The sequence below is a fragment of the Stenotrophomonas sp. FW305-C-20-S1 genome, assembly GCF_058783335.1.
Genome location: NZ_JBYTEK010000020.1, coordinates 58,824 through 81,336 on the forward strand (window position 1 = coordinate 58,824; position 22,513 = coordinate 81,336).

Consider the following 22,513-nt stretch of genomic DNA (forward strand, 5'->3'; position numbering starts at 1 on the left):
AAACGCCTGATGCCGCACCGCTCGACCCTGTCCCGCTGCCTGTTGCTGGCGGTGGCCCTGGCTGCCGGCCCCGCGATGGCCGCTGCCGATGCGCCCACGCTGCTGTTCCATGTCGATGCCGGCAAAGGCCTTGAGGCCGTGGTGGCGCAGGGTGAGGCGGTGCCGAACTTCCGCGACAAGGTCGACATCGTCGACGACGGAGCGCGCGGCAAGGCCATCCAGTGGCAGGACGACGGCGTGCTGGCCTGGGATGCACCCGGCAACATCCTCGCCCAGCGTGGCACCCTCGCCTTCGACTGGCGCGCGCGCTACGCGGTGGGCGAAGCACCGTTCGTGATCTTCCGCGTCGGCTATGCCGACCACAGCAGCTGGGACATGGCCTGGCTGCGCATCGACTGGAACGGGCATGGTTTCGATGCGTTCGTCACCGATGCCAACCTCGCCCGCACGCGCGTGTCGTTCCGCATGGACACGCCGCCACGTGCGGACCAGTGGCTGCACCTGGCCTTCGCCTGGGACGAAGACCAGGGTGTACGCCTGTTCGTCGATGGCCGCGAGGTGGCGCGTGTGCAGGCCAGCGGCGATTACGATGCCGCGCTGGACCAGCTCGGCCTGGCCGGGCGGGTGATGGCGCCCTACCAGGTGCAGAGCCGCTACAACTTCCTGCGTGGCAGCGATTTCCAGCACATCCGCGTGTATGACCGCATGCTCGATGCTGCGGCCGTCAGTGCGCTCGCGCGCGGCAAGGCCGCCGAAAGCGCCGTTGCCAGCGCTGCCGATGATCGTGCCTGGCGCCATCGCTTCGGCTGGGAAGGCGCGCCGCCACCGCCATTGACTGCAGCCAGCACGCGCATCCGCAAGATCGAATTCGACGATGCCCGCGACCTCAAGGCGTGGATGTGGAAGGCCACCGACGGCATCGCCGAGACCACCTGGCCGGGTGTCTACAACCGCTCGCGCCTGCCCGGCCGCAACGACTACTTCCAGTTGCCGGACTGGAACACGTATGTGGAAAGCGGCCAGCATCTGGACCTGACCGTGCCGGCCGGCGAGACCGTCAACCGGGTGGAGATCCGCGGCGCGGCGTTCGGCACGCTGGCCCATGGCCGCGACGCCGCGCATGCCACCCAGGTGCTGGCGACGCGTCCGCAGGGTGTGGTGCGCAGCGTGGACGACATCCCCGCACAGACCGGTGGCGTGCTGCGCTTCAGCAACGTTGAACAGGAAACGCCGATCCAGGAGATCTGGGCGTATGGCGTGAGCGAAGGTGCCGAGCCCGACGGCACGGTCAAGCAGACCTATGTCATCGACAGCCAGGCACTGCCGGACTACACCAACCTGGACACACTGCGCCGGCACATCGAAGGCCGCTACCCGGCGGCCGAACGCAGCACGGTGATGGCGCTACCCAAGGGGGCGGGCTCGCGCCGGCGCCCGGCCGATTCGTTGCCAACGCAGCCCAAGCCCATCGTGCACGTGCTGATTCCCTCCGGCGTGGGCGATGCGCCGGCCAACCAGCCGTTGATCCGCAGCTGGGCCTACAGCTGGGAGAACATGCATGACGGCCTGGATGGCGTGGCCATCGATATTCCCGCGCTCGACCTGCCGGCCACGCACGATGGCCTGATCCCGCTGAACCTCCGCATCAAGGATCCGATCTGGCCGGCGCGCGACATGATCGATGTATCGGTCTCGGTACAGCCGGGGCAGAAGCGCACGCTGTGGCTGGACCTGCGCGACCGCATCCTCACCGCCGACAGCCTGTGGTTGAGCATCGCCTCGGCTGCGCCCGGCTTCGACGCCAAGGCACTGGACGGTGCGCAGGTGCGGCTGGTGTTCAAGCCACGCGCCGATGCGCTCAAGGAGCATGTGGCCGACCGCTTCAACCAGGTGCGCGACAACTGGGGTTTCCTCGTGGAGGAACACACCACCTCCAAGCGCCAGCGCCTGTACGCGCGCGTCTACGCGGACCTGAGCGATCTGCTGCGCGTCGACCCGGACCACGAACTGGGCCGGTTGTACTGGAACTACATCAGCTACAACAGCCAGGGGCGACCGCCGTACACCGCGCCGGAGGTGCCCAAGGGCGTACCGGCGTGGGCCTTCCACCAGGTGCAGGACCTGGCGCAGGTGCGGCAGTTCGTCGACTGGTGGATCGATCAGCGGCAGGTGGCCTACGGCGATTTCGGTGGTGGCATCTCCGATGATTCCGACCTGACCCAGCAGTGGCCCGGCCTTGCCCTGATGGGCGTGCAGCCGGACCGTCTGAATGCCTCGCTGACCGCATTGTCCGACGCGGTGTACCGCAACGGCATGTTCAGCAATGGCCTGAGCACCATCGAGACCGACGAGCTGCATGCCTACGAGGAAGGCATCAACACCAACAGCGCGATGCTGTACCTCAACTGGGGCGATCCGCTGACCCTGGAACGGCTGATGGAAACGGTGAAGGCGTTCGACGAGCGCATCATCCTGCGCAACCCGCAGGGCCATGTGCTGTTCTCCAGCAACTGGTTCGGTGGCAACAAGGTCTACCGCGAACCCAACTGGCAGTGGCAGAAGCCGTACTCGTTCCCGGTGCTGCACCCGGCATTCCTGCTGGGCCAGTACAACGCCGACCCGACCGGGCGCCGGCTGGTGATCGGCCTGGCCGATGGCTATCTGGCCCACGCCGGCACCGACGACAAGGGCCGCTTCACCCTGCCCAACGAGATCAACTGGGCCACGGGTGCGACCCGCGGCGGCGAACTCAACAACGGTTCCGGCAGCGGTGACACGATGCACACCTTCTGGGCGGCATGGCGCTGGACCGGTGATGCGAAGTACCTGCAGGCACTGGACTATCGCGTGCAGCGCGGCGGCCCCGGCGCGCTGGCCAACCTTGGCGAGAACTATGTAGAGGCACTTGGCCGGCAGCAGGACTGGTACCCGCTGCTGACCGCCGAGGCCGATGCCGGAAAGACCGGTTTCGCCAGCCTGATGGCATGGCAGGCCAGCGGCGAGCGGAAGTACATCGACGCGCTGCATGCCGAGGGCCTGCAGGCCAAGGCACAACGCGCGTACATGAACACCGAGGGCCATTGGTGGTCCGACCGGGTGGAAGCACCGAGCGAGTTCCTGCAGCGTGCGCGGCTGGGCGGCATCGCCCTGAAGCGCAACCAGAGCTGGCCCGGGCACACCGTCAGCTGGCGCTTCGATCGTGAGGGCGCCGCGGAACAGGTGGCACTGCTGGTGCATGCGCCCTCGCGTGAGCGCTTCACGATCACCAGCCACAACCTCGGCGCGCGCGTGATCGCCGCCGACATGACCGGCTGGAACGTGGGCAGCGGTTCCTGGCGCGTGCGCAGTGGCATGGACGCCGATGGCGATGGTCGCATTGACGGTAGGCCGCGCGAGCGCACGGTGCAGCTGGAGACGAGTGCGTCGGTACCGATGCAGTTCCAGCCGGGTCGCACCGAAGTCTTCGAATTCGAGCGTGTGTCTGCGGGCACGCCGGTGGAAATGCGTCCGGACCTGGGCGTGGGCCGTGGCGACGTGCGGGTGGACGGGCGCCAGGTAAACGTGACCGTGCACGGCCTTGGGCATGTGGCCAGCGATGTGGGCGTGGCGATACTGGAAGATGCGCGGGGCCGCGAGCTCGCACGTACCGAGGTGCCGGCAATGGCGGCACCGACCGACCTGCTGCCGAAGACGGCGGTGGTGTCGTTGCCGTTGCCGGCAGGGGAACGCGGCGGCCTGCGCGTGCGTGTTGCGCTGGCCGATGGCGGAGAGGAAGTCACGCGGCTCAACAATGTGGTGGATGTGCCGCGATGAATTCCGCGTTCCGCCGGGCATGGCCCGGCGCTACCGATGAATCGGTGGGCCACAAGCCCTGATAGATAGCGCCGGGCCACGCCCGGCGGAACGCAATCAGGACGCCTCGGTTGAATCGGTTGGGCACAAGCCCTGGTAGCGCCGGGCCATGCCCGGCGGAACGCAATCAGGACGCCTCGGTCTCCATCACCTTCACCCGGCGCTGGTACCAGCCGTCATCCAGCGGATCGAACACCGCGCTGCGCTCCATCACGCCCTGGTAGACGTGCACGGACACTGCCACGTCCTCGTCGCTGGCATTGCGCAGCGTGTGGTAATCGTGCGGCGGAATCAGGCTGCCGGCGCTGCCACGGTGCCCGTACAGCGTGTCCTGCGCAGCGAAGCGGTGACGCTCGCCACGCTGTTCCAGCAGCGCGTACGGGGTCACGATCAGCTCGCCCTGCCAGACGCCCTCCACGCACCACATCGCATCGTGGTCGTGCAGTGGCGTGCCCTGCCCCGGCCCCCAGCACATCGCGATCACGCTGTAGCCCAGCGTGGCGCTTCGGTACAGTTCACGGCGCGCGTAATGACCATCCACGGGGCGACGTACGCAGGGCGGCAACTCGATCAGCGGATCGACGATGGCTTCACGCAGCACCCGCTGCAGCGCACCGGTGATCGCCTGCGGATCGACCAGGCAGACGGCGGCATCAATCCCTGCAATCAAGCGCTCGCGGCCGGTGAACGGCGGTGGCGTGAACATCGCTTCCATGAACCGACTCTAGCCGAGGCGGGTTAACAGAATGTTTGCACCGCGGTGTCATCACTGCGTGCCGCGCTGCACGAACGGCACTTTTGCATAGAGCGCACGCTCGCCGGCACGTGGATCGTCAACCACGTGGCTGTGCCGATCGAACACCATCGTCTGCCGTTGTGGCACGCCATAGGGAGCCCATTGCGACATTCCCGCGTGATTGGGATCGCCGGTACGCGCAAAGGCGATCAGCGCATCGCTCATCGTCGCTGCGAGTGCTCGGGCGTCTTCACCACCGCCGGTACGCGCGCCAGGCAGGCCGGCGTTGTCGAACACCAGCGGAATATCCAGCGTATGGAAGGCACGCAGGCGTCCGTCTTCCACCGGTGATGGCCAATCGAGCTGGTAGGCCCAGGTGGGTGCGGCCCCGGTTGTCTGCCGAGCGCGTGCTTCCAGTTCCTCCACCGCACCACGCCACGAGCGGCCGGCGGTGGTGGCCGCGAAGAACACCTCTGAGGGCGTGTAGTGCGGATACAGGCGTCGATATTCTGCGATCACTACCGAGGGCAGCAGATCGACGAACTGCTGCTTCTCCAGCTGCGCCGGCAGATCCTCCCAGGTCAGCGTGAAGTTGGCCGGGTCGTTGCCAAGGAACGCGCGCGTCTCATCGCGGGTGTTGCCGATCACCATCGGAATCGACGCGGACTGCGCCGGTGCCTGTGGCCAGAACGGGTGCACCGGCAGCACCACCTCATCCAGTACCGGGCCGAAGTACAGCGCGCTGCTTTCCACCCGCGAGGGATCGCGGGCGCGGGTGGCGGCCAGCAGCTCGGTCGCCGGCAGTCGCAGCAGCGCCTGCAGGTCGCGCGCGTCCACGGCTTCCATCGCAATCGAAGCCCGTTGCGCCGCCGCACGTGGACCGGCGGCGGTCACCTGCTGCCCGCTCATCGTCCACGCGCGCTGGAACAGGCCTTTCGCTGCGGGCATCGCCATCAGCGTGGCGATCTTGGCGCCGCCACCGGATTGCCCGAACACGGTGATGTTGCCGGCGTCGCCGCCGAACACCGCCGCGTGCTCGCGCACCCACTGCAGCGCCTGCACCAGGTCGAGCTGGCCGACGTTGCCGGAGGCCGCATAGCGCGGATCGCCGAGCGCGCCCAGGTACAGGTAGCCGAAGGTGTTCAGGCGATGATTGACGGTGACCACCACCACGTCGCCGCGTCTGCACAATGCGCTGCCGTCGTACAGCGGATCGCTGCCAGAGCCGTTGTTGAAGCCACCGCCATGGATGTAGACCAGGATCGGCCGCTTGCCGCCGTCGCCCAGTGCCGGCGTCCAGACGTTGAGGAACAGGCAATCTTCGCTACCCGGCCCGTCCGCTCCGCTCTGTGGCGCAGATGCGGCGTATTCCAGGGCGTCGGCGATACCACGCCAGCCCGTCTCGCGCCGTGGCGGCTGGAAACGGTAGGCGGAGGTGTCAGCGCCATAACGCAGACCACGGAACACGTGCACGCCGTGCTCGCGCTGGCCACGCACGCGGCCGGCACGGAGGCGTGCCACCACCTGTGTGTCATTACGTGGCCCAGGCACCGCGGAGGCAGGAAGCGCTGCGAGGGTGGCCGTGGCCAGCGCCCAGCGTCCACTGTCGCGCAGGAAACGGCGGCGCTGCAGGTTGGCATCCCCCTGGTTCAATGTGCCGCCTCCGTCGCCTGCAGCCAGCGTTGTGCCAGCAGCGGCCACACGGCCAGCGTTGAATCAGGCGGCATGCGCATGCCGAAGCCATGGCCGCCATGGGCGAACAGGTGCAGCTCGTGTTCGACACCCGCCTTGGCCAGTGCCTGCGCCATCACCTCGCTGTTGTGCACGTTGACCACCCGATCATCGTTGGCATGGATCAGCAGCGTCGGCGGCATGTCCACGCGTACGTGCTGCTGCATCGAATACTGCGCGGCCAACGCCGCATCGGGCTGCTCGCCCAGCAGGCGTCCGCGTGAACCGCTGTGTGCATGCGCGCCCATGTCGATCACCGGATACACCAGCACCGCGCGTGCGGGACGCGCGCTGAGGCGATCGATGGCATCGCGTGGCGGGTAGACCGGCGCATCGAAACCGGTGGCCAGCCGTGCGGCGACATGGCCGCCGGCGGAGAAGCCCATCACCGACACGCTGTCGGCATCCAGCCTGCGCCGTGCGGCCTGGTCGCGCACCACGCGCAGTGCGCGCTGCGCGTCGGCCAGTGCCGCCTGGCGGTCGCGGCCGGCCTGCGGCAGGCGGTAGCGCAGCACGAACAGGGTGTAGCCGGCACGGTCCACCCACTCCGGCACCAGCGCGCTGTCCTCCTTGTCGATCACCACGCGCTGGTAGCCGCCACCGGGAATCACCAGCAGCGCGCGGCCGTTGGCACGGGCCGGCGTGTGCACCAGCAGGTAGGGCGCATCGACCTGGTCGATGAAGCGATCGGGGTGAGCCGGGTCATCACTGCGCTCGACCACGCGCGCCGGCCGCGCAGTGCCGGTTTCACCGGGGACCTGTCCCGCCGGCCACAGCGGCAACTGCTCGCCGGCGAGCTCCTGGCCCAGGTGTTCGCCTGCGCGCAACGGCACATCGGCCGCGGATGCGGGGATGGTCAGCAGCAGGCCTGACAGCAACAACAGCACACGGGAAAAACGCATGGTGGAAAGGGCTCCAACGGGGAGACAACAGAGTGGCCGAGGTCACCGGCAAGCGCTCGTGATGCGCTGCGGCTTGCACGATGACACCGGTTTACCATATACACCTCCTGCAGACGCTGTCGATGGGCAGTGCAACAACGCCAGAGGGAGACCGTTCTTGAGCAACGAACACGGCATACATGGGCAGACGCCGGCGCCGGACGATGCGGCCGCGATCGCCCACGCTTTCACCACCGCGCGCCGCAGCGGCCAGGCCTTGCCCGGCTTCCCGGGCCTTGTCCCGCCTGACCTGGTGGCTGCCTACCACGTGCAGGATCTGGCCATTGCCAGCTGGGATGACCAGGTGGTGGGCTGGAAGGTCGGCTACATCGCCGCCGAGCGCCGCGATGCGTCCGGGGACGACCGCCTGCTGGGCCCGGTTTTCTCGCGTCAGCTGCAAAATGCTACCGGTGGAACAGTGGACATTCCGGTGTTCGTCGGCGGCTTCGGCGCGGTCGAGGCGGAGTACGTGCTGGAGCTGTTGGAGGACGCTCCCGCCGCACAGCTGCACTGGACGCCCGAGCAGGCTGAAGCGCTGCCGGCGCGCCTGTACATCGGCGTGGAAGTGGCCAGCAGCCCGCTGGCGACGATCAACGAACTCGGCCCGCGCGTGGTGGTGTCCGACTTCGGCAACAACAACGGCCTGGTGCTGGGGCCGGAGATTGCCGATTGGACTGCCCGCGACGAAACCGACCTGCGCGCCGAAACCCTGATCGAGGGCGAGGTGGTCGGCACCGGTGGTGCCACCCGGCTGCCCGGCGGCCTGCGCGCGGCGTATGCGTTCGCGTTGTCCCGTTCGGCGCTGCGCGGCCGGCCGTTGCGACGGGGCGACCTGATCGCCACCGGCAACGCCACCGGCATCCATGACATCACCGTGGGGCAGACGGCGCTGGTGCGGTTTGCCGGCTTCGGCGAAATTGCCTGCAGGGCCGTGCCGGCCGGGTAACCGCCGCACGATCCGGTGAACACGCGCGGGAGGGCGCAGATGATCACACGACGACATTTCCTGGCCGGCGGCGCTGCTGCGCTGGCCACCCCGATGCTCGCGGCCTGTGGCCGCGGGCCCGCCGATGCCATCGACGGCGGCCAGCTGCTGACGGCCACCGACGTGCACGTGGCCGACTATCCCACCGTGACCGCGGTGAAGTGGATCGGCGAAACCCTGCAGCGCGAAAGCAACGGTCGCCTGCGCCTGCGGCAATACCATTCGGGCCAGCTCGGTCGCGAATCGGAAGCGATCGACATGGCCCGTTTCGGTGCCATCGACATCACCCGCGTGTATGCCGGTGCGTTGAACAACGCTTTCCCGCTCACCCAGGCGCTGTGCCTGCCGTACGTGTTCGAGTCGGTGGCGCACCAGCGCGCCGCACTGGATGGCGGCATTGCCGATGCGGTGCTGCGTGGTTTCGAGAGCCGCGACCTGGTCGGCCTGGCCATCTATGATTCCGGCGCACGCTGCTTCTACAACACCAAGCATCCGATCGTGCAGCCCGGTGATCTGCACGGGCTGAAACTGCGTGTGGCGTCCTCGGACATCTTCATCCAGCTGATGCGCCTGCTCGGCGCCAACCCGACGCCGATGTCGCTGGGCGATACGTTCTCCGGCATGGAGACGCACATGATCGACGGCGCCGAGAACAACATGCGCAGCTTCCACTCCAGCCGCCACTTCGAGGCCGCGCACTACTGGTCGCAGAGCGATCACTCGTATGCGCCGGACGTGCTGTTGATGTCGCGCGCCAGTTTCGAGCGCCTGCAGCCGGCCGACCGCCAGCTGCTGCTGGAGACCGCGCGCGCCTCGGTGAAGGTGATGCGCGAGCAATGGGATGCGTCCGAAGATGCCGCGCGCCGCGCGGTGCTGGCCTCGGGCGTGAAAGCCAACGAGGTGGACCTGCCCGCCTTCCGTGCCGCCGCCCAGCCGCTGCTGCAGCAGTACCTGCAGCAACCCGAGCTGGCTGCGCTGGTCGCCCGCATCCGTGCCGCCGCCTGAGGACACTGCCATGACCGAGACGACGATTTCCACCGGACCCGGACCCGGCCCCGGCCAACGCCTGCTGGACCGCATCGCCGACATCGCCATCCATGTCGCCGTGGCCGCGCTGCTGGGGCTGGTGGTGGTGCAGGGCTGGCAGGTGTTCGCCCGCTACGTGATCAACGATTCGCCCAGCTGGACCGAGCCGGTGACCCTGCTGCTGCTGGCCACCGCCATGAGCCTGGGCGCGGCCTGCGGCGTGCACACCAATCGCCACTTCGGCTTCTTCCTGCTGCACGCCTACATGGGCCCCGGCCTGCGCCGGGTGGTGGATGTGTTCACCCAGCTGGTGGTGGCCGTGCTGGGCGGCTTCATCGCGTTCTGGTCGGCCGACCTGCTGCTCGATGGAATGGACATCAAGACCGCCGGCGCCAACCTGCCGCAGAGCATCAACTACCTGCCGCTGGCCGTGGGCGGTGCGCTGATGCTGTTGTTCGCGCTGAACCGTGCGTGGAAAGCGCTGCATGCCGCGGCAGCCGACGCCGACGACGCTGAAGGAGATCGTTGATCCATGGGCATCACCATCCTGTTCTCTGTTTTTGCCGCGCTGCTGCTGTTGGGCGTGCCGGTGGCCTACGCGCTGGCCGCCGCTGCGCTGGCCACCCTGCTCTACCTGGACATTCCCAGCATCGTGCTGGTCCAGCAGATCTCCGCAGGTACCGGTTCGGCCTCGTTGATTGCCATTCCACTGTTCATCTTCGCTGGCGAGATCATGATGCGCGGCGGCATCTCCGAACGCCTGATCGCCCTGGCGTCATCGCTGGTCGGGCGCATGCGCGGCGGCCTGGGCCAGGTCTCGATCCTGTCCTCGCTGTTCTTCGGCGGTGTATCCGGCTCGGCCATCGCCGATGTGTCGGCGGTGGGCGGCACGATGATTCCGCAGATGGTCAAGCGCGGCTACGACCGCGATTTCGCGGTCAACGTCAGCATCACCGCTGCGCTGGTGGCGCTGCTGGTGCCGCCGTCGCACAACCTGATCCTGTTCTCGGCCGCCGCCGGTGGTGGCCTGTCGATCGCCGACCTGTTCGCCGCCGGCATCGTGCCGGCGCTGCTGATGACCCTGGCGTTGATGATCACCGGCTACGTGGTCGCGCGTCGCCGTGGTTATGGCGTGGAAGTGTTCCCGGGCTGGCGCGCGGTGCTGCTGCGCATCGTCTCCGCCCTGCCCGGCCTGGGTCTGGTGGCGCTGATCTTCGTGGGTATCCGCGCCGGCATCTTCACTGCGGTGGAAAGCGCGGCCATCGCCGTGGTCTACGCCCTGCTGGTCACCACCGTGCTGTACCGGCAGCTGCGCTGGCGTGAGTTCTTCGACACCGTCATCCATGCCGCGCGCAGCACCGGCGTGATCCTGTTCGTGATCGCCACCGCGGCGGTGTTCGGCTGGCTGCTGGCCTACCTGCAGGTGCCTGCGGCGGCGGTGGACTTCCTGCAGTCGTTCGCGCACAGCCAGTTCATGGTGCTGCTGATGATCGTGGTGATGCTGCTGCTGCTGGGCACCTTCATGGACCTGGCACCGATGATCCTGATCTGCACGCCGATCTTCCTGCCGGTGGCCAAGGCCTATGGCATCGATCCGATCCACTTCGGCCTGGTGCTGGTGCTGACCGGTGGCCTCGGCCTGGTCACGCCGCCGGTGGGCTCGGTGCTGTTCATCGGTACCGCCATCGGCAAGATCAGCGTCGGCCAGAGCATGCGCACGATCTGGCCGTTCTGGTTCGCCGCGCTGGGCGTGCTGCTGATCGTCACCTTCTTCCCGTCGCTGTCGCTGTGGCTGCCCGCCGCGCTGCGCGCCTGATGAGCGGAGGCAATCACATGACACCGACGCTGCACCGCACTGCTGCAACCGCCCTGCTCGGCCTGCTGCTGGCCGCGCTGCCTGCCCTGGCTGCCGACCCCGCGCCCGCGCAGTGGAAGCGCGGCATCGAGCACCAGCGCCAGGGCGACCTTGGCAACGGTACCTTCCTCAACCCGGTGCTGGCCGGTGACAGGCCCGATCCGTCGGTGCTGAAGGACGGCGAGGATTACTACCTCACCCTGTCTTCGTTCGACGCCTACCCCGGCCTGCCGATCTGGCACTCGCGCGACCTGGTCAACTGGCAGCCGCTCGGCCATGCGATCACGCAGAACGTAGGTGCGATCTGGGCGCCGGACATCGTCAAGCACCAGGGCCGCTACTTCATCTACTTCCCGGCGCGCACCGGTGAGCGCCGCAGCAACTTCGTGGTCTGGGCCGATGACATCAAGGGCCCGTGGAGTGCGCCGATCGACATCGGCCTGGGCGGCTACATCGACCCCGGCCACGCGGTTGGCGAGGACGGCAAGCGCTACCTGTTCCTCAGCGGCGGCGACTACGTGCAGCTGGCCGATGACGGCCTGAGCGTGGTGGGTACGCCCAAGCATGTGTACGACGGCTGGCGCTACCCGGAAAGCTGGGACGTGGAGGCCTACGCGCAGGAAGGCCCGAAGATCCACTTCCGCGATGGCTGGTACTACATGACCACCGCGGTGGGCGGCACCGCCGGCCCGCCGACCGGGCACATGGTGATCACCGCGCGCTCGCGCTCGATCCACGGCCCGTGGGTGAACGCGCCGAACAACCCGATCATGCGCACCCGGTCGGCCGCTGAACCATGGTGGTCGCGTGGCCACGCCACGGTGATCGAAGGCACCGACGGCCGCTGGTGGATGATGTACCACGGCTACGAGAACGGCTTCTGGACGCTGGGCCGGCAGGCGCTGCTGGAACCCATCGAATGGACCGCCGATGGCTGGTTCGTGGCCAAGGGCGGCGATCTCGGGCAGCCGCTGCGCAAGCCATCGGGCAGCGCGCTGGCACCGCACGGCATGGCCCTGTCGGATGCTTTCACCGGCCGTACGCTGGGCCCGCAGTGGGCGTTCTTCAACCCGGCGCTGGATGAATACCGGCGCCTGCGCTTCAGCGGCGATGGCCTGGTGCTGCAGGGCAAGGGCAGCACGCCGCGCGACGCCTCGCCGCTGACGACCATTGCCGGGGATCCGGCCTACCAGTTCGAGGTGCAGATGGAGATCGCCCCCGGCGCGGTGGGCGGTGCCCTGCTGTTCTACAGCGACCGCCTGTATGTGGGCGTGGGCAGCAACGGCGAGCAGTTCGTCATGCACCGCTACGGCGAGGAGCGGCCCACCCGGCTGGCGGCCAGCGCCAAGGGCGGCCGGCTCTGGCTGCGGGTGACCAACAACCGCCACATCGTCACCATCCATTCCAGTGCCGATGGCCAGACCTGGCAGAAGTATCCGGTTCAGATGGAAGTGTCCGGTTACCATCACAATGTGGCCGGCAAGTTCCTGGCACTGAAACCGGCCCTGTATGCGGCCGGCAACGGTGCGGTAACCTTCCGCAGCTTCCGCTATCGCGCGCTGGACTGAGCGCGCGCTGGAATCCCCAGGCTTATCGGGTTCACTACATGTCAGTGCGCAACAAGAACGATGCCGCTACGCCGGCATTGGCAAAGGGCAAGGCAGCCACGATCAACGACATCGCGCGACTGTCGGGTGTATCCAAGAAAACGGTTTCAAGGATCATCAACAACTCGCCGCTGGTGCGCAAGGACACGCGCGACAAGGTGGAAGCGTTGATGCGCGAAGTCGGCTACACCCCCGACCCGCTGGCCCGTGGCCTGGCCTTCCGCCGCTCGTTCCTGATCGGCATGGTCTACGACAACCCCACCGCGCAGTACATCGTGGACATGCAGTACGGCGCGCTGGATGCGCTGCGTGGCTCCAGCTTCGAACTGGTGGTGCACCCCTGCGACAGCCGCAGCCCGGGCTACATCGACGGCGTGCGCCGCTTCGCCCAGCAGCAGAAGCTGCATGGGGTGATCCTGGTGCCGCGTGCGTCCGAGGACCAGGCGCTGGCGGACATGCTGGACGAGATCGGCTGCCGCTTCACCCGCGTGGCTGCGCTGCCGCTGGATGAAACCTCGCAGATGGTGGTCACCCACGACCGCGACGGTGCCGCCGAAGCGGCCGATTACCTGCTTTCGCTGGGCCACCGTGACATCGCCCTGGTGACCGGCCCCAGTGCATACCGCTCGGCGCACGAACGCACCGCCGGCTTCATCGAGGCGCTGTCGCAGCGTGGCATCGAGCTGCCGAAGGATCGCATCATCGAGGCCGGCTACACCTTCGAATCGGGTGTGGCCGCCGCCGAGAAACTGCTGCTGGGCAAGCGCCGTCCGACGGCGATCTTCACCGGCAACGATGAAATGGCCGCCGGTATCTACAAGGTCGCGCTGCGTGCGGGCATCAACATTCCGCGCCAGCTGTCGATCGTCGGTTACGACGACAGCCCGCTGGCCTCGCGCCTGTGGCCGTCGCTGACCTCGGTGCGCCGGCATACCCGCGACACCGGCCGCACCGCTGCGGCCATGCTGATCCAGCCCGAAGGCCAGCCTGCGCTGCAGATCGCCAGCGTGCGCCCGCACCTGATCGTGCGCGATTCCTGCCAACCGCCCGAGGACTGATTCCGCAGGAATCAGTCCTGTAGGTCACGACCGTTGGTCGTGACACCTTTCACGGATCAGTCCGGTAGGTCACGACCGTTGGTCGTGACACTCCACCCGCCCTCCCCCCATCGATCGCACCTGCCGATGCCGTCCAACCACCATCGTGCAGCGCAAAATGACACCGGTTTCCTGTCTGGCTAGAATCGACCGTGAACCGTGCCGGGGCCGAACCATCGGCCCGCCCCCTGCTCTGGAGAAGCCATGTACTGCAAGACCCATTACGCCACCCATCCCGACGCCATCAAGGGCGCCAGCAACGATCAGCTGCGCGAGCTGTACCTGCTCGATGGCCTGTTCAACGCCGATGCGGTGACCCTGAAGTACACCCACTACGAGCGCTTCGTGCTGGGCGGTGCGGCGCCGGTCAACGGCCCGCTGTCGCTGCCGGCGCAGACCGAACCGGCGTCGGCCGCTGGCCATCCGTTCCTGGAGCGTCGCGAGCTGGGCATCATCAACGTCGGCAGCGGCACCGGTACGGTCACCGTCGATGGCACCGTGTACACGCTGGGGCCGAAGGATGGCCTGTACGTGGCGATGGGCAGCAAGGACGTCGTCTTCGCTTCGCAGGACGCCGCCAACCCGGCGCAGTTCTACCTGGCCTCGACCCCGGCGCATGCGCGCTTTGAAACCAGGCAGCTGTCGATCAAGGACGCGGTGGCACTGGATCGCGGCGCGCTGGAAACGAGCAACGAGCGCACCATCTACCAGTACATCGTGCCGGCCACCTGCCAGTCCTCGCAGCTGCTGCTGGGCCTGACCGTGCTCAAGCCGGGCAGCGTCTGGAACACCATGCCGCCGCACCTGCACGACCGCCGCAGCGAGGTCTATTTCTACTTCGACCTGGGCGACAGCGACCGCGTCTACCACTTCATGGGCGAGCCGGACGCACAGCGCCACATCGTCATCCAGAACAACGAAGCGGTGGTGTCGCCGCCGTGGTCGATCCACATGGGCGCCGGCACCAGCAACTACGCCTTCATCTGGGCGATGGGTGGCGAGAACCTGGATTACACCGACATGCACGTGCTGGACATCTGCCAGCTCAAGTAAGCGCCGGGCGGCCACCGCGCACGCCGTGCCGGTGGCCACCTGCCCCGCATCACGCACGCCTCTACCAAGGAACGCATACGCAATGACCAATCCCTTCAGCCTGGAAGGAAAAGTCGCTCTGGTAACCGGTGGCAATACCGGCCTGGGCCAGGGCATCGCAGTGGCGCTGGCTGCCGCAGGCGCCGATGTCGCCGTGGCCGGCATCGCCCCGCCCACCGAAACCATCGAGAAGATCACCGCGCTGGGCCGCCGCTGCCTGGCGGTGGAAGCCAACCTGATCAGCATCGAGCCGGTCGAGCGCGTGGTGCGCGAAACGCTCGAAGGCCTGGGCGGGCTGGACATCCTGGTCAACAACGCCGGCCTGATCCGCCGCGCCGACGCGGTGGATTTCAGCGAGCAGGACTGGGACGACGTGATGAACGTCAACATCAAGTCGGCCTTCTTCATCTCGCAGGCTGCCGGCCGCCACTTCATCGAACAGGGCAGCGGCAAGATCATCAACATCGCCTCGATGCTGTCCTTCCAGGGCGGCGTCCGCGTGCCGTCGTATACCGCCAGCAAGAGCGGCATCGCCGGCATCACCCGCTTGCTGGCCAACGAGTGGGCCGGCAAGGGCGTGAACATCAACGCCATCGCGCCGGGCTACATGGCCACCGACAACACCGCCGCGCTGCGCGCCGATGCAGACCGCAACAAGGCGATCCTCGAGCGTATTCCGGCCGGCCGCTGGGGCAACCCGGAAGATCTGGCCGGTGCGGCGGTGTTCCTGGCCTCGTCGGCGTCGGACTACGTCAATGGTGCAGTGCTGCCGGTAGATGGTGGCTGGCTGGCGCGGTAATGCTTGGTTTTCGGTAGTGCCGGCCACTGGCCGGCATTTCCACCGATGCTCCACGCATCCATGAGGTTGCCGGCCAGCGGCCGACACTACCAGGGCCCGGCCATGCGGAAGTTGTTGTTGCTGTTGCTGCTGTCGAGCGCCGCCGCGCATGCGGCGCCGGTGCGATTGTTCATTGCCGGTGACTCCACTGCGGCCGAATATGGGCCCGAGCGTGCGCCGCAGGCGGGGTGGGGCCAGGCGCTGCAGAGCTACCTGGATCCGGCGCGCTTCGAAGTGCGGAACCACGCCAAGGGTGGGCGCAGCACGCGCAGCTTCATCGACGAAGGGCGGCTGGATGCGATTGGCCGCGAACTGCGTCGCGGCGACGTGCTGCTGATCCAGTTCGGCCACAACGATGCCAAGTTCGAAGACCGGACGCGTTATACCGATCCGGACAGTGACTACCCGCGGATGCTGATGCGCTACGTGCAGTTGGCGCGTGACCAGGGTGCCACGCCGGTGCTGGTCACGCCGGTGGCACGGCTGCTGTACGACTTCGGTTCGCTGCTGGATACGCACGCGCGTTACACGTTGGCGATGCAGCAGCTGGCCACACGCGAGCACGTTGCACTGATCGACCTCAACGACCGCAGCATGCGCTGGATCCGCGCGCTGGGCGAGCAGGGTGCACGCCCGTACTTCCTGTTCGTGCCCGAGCAGAAGAAGGCCGACGGCACCCATTTCAGCGTGGCCGGTGCGAATGCCGTGGCGTGCCTGGTGCTGCGCGAGGCGGTGCAGGTTCTGCCGGCGCTGCAGCCTGCACTGGTGCGCGATATCGACTGCGATGTGATGGGGGTGGGGCAGGGCGGCGATCCTGCGCGTGCCTCGCAGGTGGTGCACGAAGACACGCTGGCGCGCGCGCAACCGGGCCCACATGGCGGCGCCGGGCCGACCACGGCGTACCCGTTCTTCGCCGATGCGCAGGGCCTGCCGTTCGTGCTGCGCAAGCGCGTGCTGCACAAGGGCGCGGGCATCGGCCTGCATCCGCAGCACAAGGATGAGATCTACTACATCGTGAGCGGGCAGGGCAGCTATGTGCTGGATGGAAAACAGCACGACGTGCGTGCGGGGCATGCGCTGCTGACGCGCAAGGGCAGCAGTCATGCGCTGCAGCAGGTGGGTGATGAGGATCTGGTGGTGCTGCTGGCGTATCCGCGGTAAGAGAAACGCAGCCGAGCGTGGGCTCGGCTCTACAACGGCTCCGGGCCGAAATGCTTCAAGCCCAGCCGGGCCAGATCTTCCGGGCGGGCGTAATAGTCGTCCTCGAAGGCATGCAGCGCCTCCTGCTCCTGCTCGGTCATCGCGCCATACAGGTCGGTCAGTTCCTTGATCGCCGGGTCGTCTTCCAGCCGGTCCAGCAGACCACGCATGCCGGCCAGGATCGCGTGCGTCTGCGTTGCGCCCATCGCCTGCAATGCGCGCAGCGCCAGCTGGCAGGTCGGGTCGCCCCAGTTGCACAGGAACTGCATGAAGCCGCCGTTGTTGATGTCCGCTTCCATCCGCCACAGCGCCACCAGCTGCTGGTCTTCATCGGACAGCGCATCGAGCGACCACGCGGCCGCCTTCAGGCGCGCCAGCGCGGCCTCGTAACGGTCATCCCACACTTGGTTGAGGATATCGACCACACCTGCCTCGCGCGGCGGCAGCAGGGCGGGCCAGTTCACGCCCAGGCCATTGGCGGTGGCGACCCAGTGTGCGCGCTGTTCGGCCGTGGCTTCGAACAGCGCAGGCGCCCAGCGCAACGGCTGCCGGGTGCGGCGGCCGTCGGCCAGGGTCAACAGGATGAAGTCGTCGTTGAAGGCGACGTCGGTCACGCGCAGGGTGGCAAACACATCAGTCATGCCGTGCAGGATAGCGGAGACCTAGGATTGGCCCCCTAATCTTCAAAAGCTGCAGACGCTTTTGAAGTTTAGCCGGACCTCGGTTGTCGCCTCACACATCCCCGCCGTCCGCCCAACCCTCACCCGTACCCGCCTGGAACACGCGGTCGTCGGCCTGCACATCGCCCGCCGGCAGGTGCGCCTGGTCGGCCAGCGCGGCATAGATCGGGGTGAAGTCCGGCGACGTCGCCTGCATCAGCTGCTCGAAGCTGTCGATGACGAAGTAGGTCTTCTGGAAGGTGTCGATGCGGTAGCGCGTGCGCATGATCCGCTGCAGGTCGAAACCGATGCGGTTCGGTGCGGCGGACTCAAGCGAGTTCAGCGATTCACCCTTCGACGAGACGATGCCGGCGCCGTAGATGCGCATGCCTTCGGGCGTGTCGATCAGGCCGAACTCCACCGTGTACCAGTACAGGCGGGTCAGGTTCTGCAGCGCCTCCGGGCCGATCGCATGTGCTTTGACGCCGCCGCGGCCGTAGGCCTCCATGTAGTTGGCGAACACCGGGTTCATCAGCAGCGGCACGTGGCCGAACAGGTCGTGGAACAGGTCCGGTTCGGCGATGTAGTCGATCTGGTCGGGGCGGCGGATCCACCACGTCACCGGGAAGCGGCGGTTGGCCAGGTGGTCGAAGAAATCCAGTTCCGGCAGCAGACCTTCCACGCCGACCAGGGTCCAGCCGGTGGCCGCGCCCAGCACTTCATTGAGCTGGTCGAAGCGCGGGATCATGTGCGCGCTCATGCCCATCTCGTCCTGCGCATCCAGGAACTCCTGGCAGGCGCGGCCGACCAGCAGTTCGCGCTGGCGCTGGTACAGCGTGCTCCAGGTGGCGTGGTCGTCGGCGGTATAGGTGTCCCACGGCTGCTCGACGAGCGCGGTGGTGTACACCGGCACGTAGCCCTTGTCGGTCTGCTGGTGTTCGACGCGGCGGGGCTGGGCGAGATCCATGGAAGACTCCTTGACGGGATACCCACGATGCTAGGGCAGGGGGCGCGCAACAGGGTTGCAAAAGTTGCGCGGATTGACCTTGTTGGCGCAATATCCTTGCGTACTCACCATGTTGCGGGGCAACAATGGCCGGAGAAGTCCAGTTCGATCGCACGGATATACGTCTGCTGGCTGAAATCCAGCGTGATGGTCGCGCCACCAACGCGGAGCTGGCGACACGGGTGAACCTGTCGCCGTCGGCCTGCCTGCGTCGCCTGCAGCGGCTGGAAAGCGAAGGGGTGATCGTCGGCTATGGCGCGCGCCTGGAGCCACGCCGGCTCGGTCTGGGGCTGCAGGCGTTCGTGCGCGTCCAGCTGGAAAAGCATGACCAGGCCGCGATCGGGCACTTCGTCGACAGCGTGCAGGCCTGGGATGAAGTGGTGGCCTGCCACGCCCTGACCGGCGACATGGACTATCTGCTGCATGTGTATGTGCGCGATCTGGAGCACTTCTCGCGTTTCCTGCTGGACAGGCTGCTCAACGCCGGTGGCGTGGCCGATGCCAATTCCAGCTTCGTGCTGCGCACGGTGAAGGGTTTCCAGGCGTTGCCGTTGTCGCAGCTGGAATGAACCGGCGGCCGCGGTGATGTTTGACGGCGCGCGCGGGCTGGCCGAGCATCGTGGCCCGCGGCGGCCGTACACACGCAGGCCGCGCAGTGATTCCCTCTGGCTCCGGCATGTCTGATACCCCATCCCCGACGTCTTCCCCGTTGTTCCTTCCGCTGCGCGAGCAGAGCCTGCTGCGGCACCTGAGCGACGGCACGCCGCCGGACACACCGCTGGAGCAGGCCGGCCTGCTGGTGGCCATGCTGTGCCGCCGGCAGAGGCCACCGGCCACCCAGCTGCAGCGGTTGCTGCACGACGCCTGTGCGCTGTTCGCCGCCGATGATGGCCCTGCTGCGCAGGCGCAGCTGGCGGCCAGCGCTGGACAGGACGCGCGGGCGCTGGAGGCGTGGCTGGGCGTGCTGGCCGCGCAGGACGTGCTGCTGGCACCGGACGAGGTGATGGAGGCGGTGCTGGCTGTATCGCCGGATGCGTATCCCGGCGCGGACTTCCAGACGGCGTGCAGGATCACCCTGGAAGAGCACACGATCCACTTTCCGGCGACATCGCTGGCCGAAGGCGATGACGAAGACGCCGGCGATGACGAACAGACAACGCATGCAACCCAGCACAACGGCCTGTTCACTTCCGAACAGGCACGCGTGCTGCGTGCGATCGCGGCCAATCCCGATGAATTGATCGACCTGCAGGCCTATGCCGGCACCGGCAAGGGCCATCTGGTGCTGGCGCTGCTGCAGGCTCGCCCGGGCCGTTATACCTACGTGGCGCCCACGCGTGGCCAGGTCGAGGCATTCCGCGCGCGGCTGCCGGCCGACGCCGGCACGCGCCTGCTGACCCAGATCGAGTTCGCCAACGCGATCGCCCGCCATGCCGCCGCCAACGGCCTGACCGGTGGCTTCGTACCGACCTACCGGCAGAGCACGCTGACCCTGCGCGAGGCGGCCGCCCGACTCGGCCTGCCGGCCATCGGTACGCGCCGGCCGGACCAGGTCCTGATGATCGCCCTGGACGCCATCAACCGGTGGTGCGCGTCGTCAGCGCCGAGCCTGCAGGCCTGGCATTTCCAGCGCTCGCTGGGCGCAGCGCAGCTGGAAGCCACGCCGTTCATCGCGGCCGCGGAGTTCGTCTGGCGTTGCATGTTCGATCCGGTCGTGCAGAAGGGCGGCTGCCTGCGCCTGGATGCCGGACACATCGGCAAATGGCTGGCCCTGCGTGCTGTGCCGCTGCCAGTGTCGTTGGGCATGGTGCTGGTCGATGAGGCGCACGATCTCAGCCCTGCATGGAAACAGCTGCTGGCCACCCACGCGCCCGGCGTGGTCAGCCTGGGCGATCCGCATCAGCGGCTGAGCGGACGCGTACAGCGCTGGTCATCGGCGAAAACGCTGGAGATGCACCAGTCGGTGCGGCAGGGGCGGCAGGTCGATGCCCTGGTCAACCAGTCACTGGCGTTGGACGATCTCGGTGAGCCGGCGCCTTTCGTGGGGGCCAGCGACCGCGCCACCGGCCTGCGCCGCTATGACGACTGGTCGGCGGTGCCCAGCACCGGCGCCCGCCTGTACGGCAGCCTGTGGCGGATGCTGCTGGAAGCCAACGAGTTGGTTGCGCGCGGCGCGCGCGTGCATCTGCATCCTGCGTCGCGGCAGGCGCTGTTGAAAGAGGTGGACGGTCCGATCGACGCCTGGCGCAGCGCCGCCGCTGGCGGCCCCGGACAACGCTGGGAAAGCTTCGTGCAGGTCTGTGCCAAGCGTGGACAGGCGGACATCCCCGCGCTGTTTGCCGGTGGCTTCGATGCTGCGGCGTTGCAGCGCCTGCTCGGGCAACTGGTCGATGCGGACGAGGCCAGCGTCGTGCTGTGCCTGGCCCAGCACGCCAAGAACCTGCAGTTCGCTACCGTGTCCATGGCGCCGTGCTGCTTCGACAGCGGCCATGATGCGCGCGCGCTGCACAGCCCGGTGCGCGCCGCCTATGTGGCGATCACCCGTGCCCAGCAACAGCTGTGGCTGCCGGGGGACGCGATGGAGCAGTTGCAGCTGAGCGCACAGCGGCATGACCGGGCGGTGGATGAGCGGCGCCGGCAGCGACGCCTGGCCAGTGGTTACCCACCACCGCGGCGCTGACCGCGGCGGCCGTTCAAGCGCCGCGCGTCAGCACTTTTCCTTGCGGCCCATCAGCTTGCCCAGGCGCGAAGGCTCGTCGCACTTGGGCGCAGCCACCGGTGCCGGTGCCAATGCGGCGGCGCGGGCCTTCTGCAGCTGCTGGATCTTGGCGCGGATCTGCGGCATCGCCGCCATCGCGGCCTTCTCGCCTTCCAGGATGGCCGTGCCACGCTGGCTGAAATCGGCAGCGCCGATGTCCAGCACCTTCGGCCGGATCACGATGTCGGCGCGCGCCAGTTCCTGCTCGCCCAGGCGCTGGCCCATGATCGAGATCGACTGGTTGACGATGCCGAGCATGCCGGTCGGTGCCTTGCCGCTGGCCTTGCTGGAGATGTCCACGGCGATCACGAACTCGGCACCGAGCTGTCGTGCGGCATCCACCGGCACCGGGCTGACCACGCCGCCGTCGATGTAGTTGCGGCCACCGATCTTCACCGGCTCGAACACGCCGGGGATGCTGCTGGAAGCACGCACCGCCTGGCCGACGTTGCCGCGCACGAAGATCGAACGCTCGCCGGTTTCCAGCTGGGTGGCGACGGCGGCGAACGGCTTCTTCAGGCGCTCGGCCGGGCGGTTGGCCACCTGTTCGTTGACGTAGTCCTGCAGCTTCTGGCCCTGCACCAGGCCACCGGAGAACAGGCGTACGTCGCGGATGCTGGCTTCATCCAGCGCCACCGCCTTGCTCTGCATCTGGAAGGCGTCCATGCCGCTGGCATACAGCGCGCCGACCACGCTGCCGGCACTGGTGCCGGACACCACCACCGGTTCGAAGCCGTTGGCCTCGAGCATCTTGATCACGCCGATGTGTGCAAAGCCCTTGGCCGCGCCGCCGCCGAGCGCGATGCCGATCTTCACCGGCTTGGCCTGCAGAACCACGGTGGGCTGCGCGGGCGGGGTGGGGCGGACCTCTTCACCACCGCAACCGGCCAGCAGGCCGAGCAGGGCGACGGACAGCAGCACGCGGGGGCGGAACAGGCTCATCGGCAGTGCGCTCGCGGCGCCGGATTCAGGAAAGGGCGCCAGCATACCGAAGGCGTGGCAGGCCGGGCAGGGTGGGCCGGCTCCCCATTCATGAAATCGCCTGCCGCCGACTGGGTAGTGGGGGGGGGGGGGGGGGGGGGGGGGGGGGGGGGGGGGGGGGGGGGGGGGGGGGGGGGGGGGGGGGGGGG

The 22,513-nt window shown here is 67.7% G+C and carries 18 protein-coding genes; 12 read left to right on the forward strand and 6 right to left on the reverse strand.

Annotation, left to right across the window (positions count from 1 at the left end):
• The first annotated feature begins 9 nt into the window (after positions 1–9).
• A complete protein-coding gene (locus tag AC3WTC_RS12550) occupies positions 10–3,813 on the forward strand; it encodes a LamG-like jellyroll fold domain-containing protein (protein ID WP_492711535.1) in 3,804 nt (1,267 codons plus the stop codon).
• A gap of 166 nt (positions 3,814–3,979) precedes the next feature.
• Here AC3WTC_RS12550 and AC3WTC_RS12555 read toward each other — a convergent pair whose 3' ends face one another.
• The 3 genes from AC3WTC_RS12555 to AC3WTC_RS12565 are packed head-to-tail and all read right to left on the reverse strand — an operon-like array spanning position 3,980 to position 7,221.
• Positions 3,980–4,567 (reverse strand): cysteine dioxygenase family protein, encoded by a 588-nt coding sequence (locus AC3WTC_RS12555; protein WP_492711536.1) that lies wholly within the window; start codon positions 4,565–4,567, stop codon positions 3,980–3,982.
• A gap of 51 nt (positions 4,568–4,618) precedes the next feature.
• Positions 4,619–6,241, reverse strand: a complete 1,623-nt coding sequence (locus tag AC3WTC_RS12560) for a carboxylesterase/lipase family protein (RefSeq protein WP_492711537.1) — start codon at positions 6,239–6,241, stop codon at positions 4,619–4,621.
• The gene (locus AC3WTC_RS12565) at positions 6,238–7,221 is read right to left on the reverse strand and encodes an alpha/beta hydrolase (RefSeq protein ID WP_492711539.1); all 984 of its coding nucleotides are present in this window, start codon (positions 7,219–7,221) and stop codon (positions 6,238–6,240) included. Before AC3WTC_RS12565 ends, AC3WTC_RS12560 begins: the two co-directional genes overlap by 4 nt.
• Before the next feature lie 157 nt (positions 7,222–7,378).
• Between AC3WTC_RS12565 and AC3WTC_RS12570 the strand changes: the two genes are divergently transcribed.
• The 9 genes from AC3WTC_RS12570 (at position 7,379) to AC3WTC_RS12610 (ending at position 16,921) form a co-directional block, all read left to right on the forward strand.
• Positions 7,379–8,206 carry a 2-keto-4-pentenoate hydratase gene (locus AC3WTC_RS12570; protein ID WP_059063080.1) on the forward strand — a complete coding sequence of 276 codons (828 nt, stop codon included), beginning with the start codon at positions 7,379–7,381 and terminating at the stop codon, positions 8,204–8,206.
• 39 nt (positions 8,207–8,245) lie between these two features.
• Entirely contained in the window at positions 8,246–9,250 is a 1,005-nt protein-coding gene (locus AC3WTC_RS12575) for a TRAP transporter substrate-binding protein (RefSeq protein ID WP_025875493.1), read from the forward strand.
• 10 nt (positions 9,251–9,260) lie between these two features.
• Positions 9,261–9,800: a TRAP transporter small permease gene (locus tag AC3WTC_RS12580; RefSeq protein WP_492711541.1), complete on the forward strand. Its 540-nt coding sequence runs from the start codon at positions 9,261–9,263 to the stop codon at positions 9,798–9,800.
• A gap of 3 nt (positions 9,801–9,803) precedes the next feature.
• Positions 9,804–11,087, forward strand: a complete 1,284-nt coding sequence (locus AC3WTC_RS12585; RefSeq protein WP_025875489.1) for a TRAP transporter large permease — start codon at positions 9,804–9,806, stop codon at positions 11,085–11,087.
• Between the two features lie 17 nt (positions 11,088–11,104).
• Positions 11,105–12,694, forward strand: coding sequence for a family 43 glycosylhydrolase (locus AC3WTC_RS12590; RefSeq protein WP_223483129.1), 1,590 nt, complete (start codon positions 11,105–11,107; stop codon positions 12,692–12,694).
• Between the two features lie 38 nt (positions 12,695–12,732).
• Complete coding sequence (locus AC3WTC_RS12595) at positions 12,733–13,791, forward strand: LacI family DNA-binding transcriptional regulator (RefSeq protein WP_025875485.1); 1,059 nt, start codon at positions 12,733–12,735, stop codon at positions 13,789–13,791.
• 243 nt (positions 13,792–14,034) lie between these two features.
• Positions 14,035–14,883 carry a 5-dehydro-4-deoxy-D-glucuronate isomerase gene (gene kduI / locus AC3WTC_RS12600; RefSeq protein ID WP_025875483.1) on the forward strand — a complete coding sequence of 283 codons (849 nt, stop codon included), beginning with the start codon at positions 14,035–14,037 and terminating at the stop codon, positions 14,881–14,883.
• Positions 14,884–14,965: 82 nt separating this feature from the next.
• Positions 14,966–15,721 (forward strand): 2-dehydro-3-deoxy-D-gluconate 5-dehydrogenase KduD, encoded by a 756-nt coding sequence (kduD, locus tag AC3WTC_RS12605; RefSeq protein WP_492711544.1) that lies wholly within the window; start codon positions 14,966–14,968, stop codon positions 15,719–15,721.
• Between the two features lie 102 nt (positions 15,722–15,823).
• Positions 15,824–16,921: a GDSL-type esterase/lipase family protein gene (locus tag AC3WTC_RS12610; protein ID WP_492711546.1), complete on the forward strand. Its 1,098-nt coding sequence runs from the start codon at positions 15,824–15,826 to the stop codon at positions 16,919–16,921.
• Positions 16,922–16,950: 29 nt separating this feature from the next.
• Here the strand turns inward: AC3WTC_RS12610 and AC3WTC_RS12615 are convergent, their stop codons facing one another.
• Together AC3WTC_RS12615 and phhA are read right to left on the reverse strand one after the other, a co-directional pair.
• Positions 16,951–17,601, reverse strand: a complete 651-nt coding sequence (locus tag AC3WTC_RS12615) for a DMP19 family protein (RefSeq protein ID WP_492711547.1) — start codon at positions 17,599–17,601, stop codon at positions 16,951–16,953.
• 91 nt (positions 17,602–17,692) lie between these two features.
• Complete coding sequence (phhA, locus tag AC3WTC_RS12620) at positions 17,693–18,586, reverse strand: phenylalanine 4-monooxygenase (RefSeq protein ID WP_492711548.1); 894 nt, start codon at positions 18,584–18,586, stop codon at positions 17,693–17,695.
• Between the two features lie 125 nt (positions 18,587–18,711).
• On the opposite strand from phhA, the gene AC3WTC_RS12625 reads away from it, so the two are divergent.
• Together AC3WTC_RS12625 and AC3WTC_RS12630 are read left to right on the forward strand one after the other, a co-directional pair.
• Complete coding sequence (locus AC3WTC_RS12625) at positions 18,712–19,194, forward strand: Lrp/AsnC family transcriptional regulator (RefSeq protein ID WP_025875473.1); 483 nt, start codon at positions 18,712–18,714, stop codon at positions 19,192–19,194.
• Between the two features lie 107 nt (positions 19,195–19,301).
• Entirely contained in the window at positions 19,302–21,305 is a 2,004-nt protein-coding gene (locus AC3WTC_RS12630) for a hypothetical protein (RefSeq protein ID WP_492711549.1), read from the forward strand.
• Between the two features lie 27 nt (positions 21,306–21,332).
• Here AC3WTC_RS12630 and AC3WTC_RS12635 read toward each other — a convergent pair whose 3' ends face one another.
• Positions 21,333–22,325, reverse strand: coding sequence for a patatin-like phospholipase family protein (locus AC3WTC_RS12635; protein WP_492711550.1), 993 nt, complete (start codon positions 22,323–22,325; stop codon positions 21,333–21,335).
• Positions 22,326–22,513 lie beyond the last annotated feature (188 nt).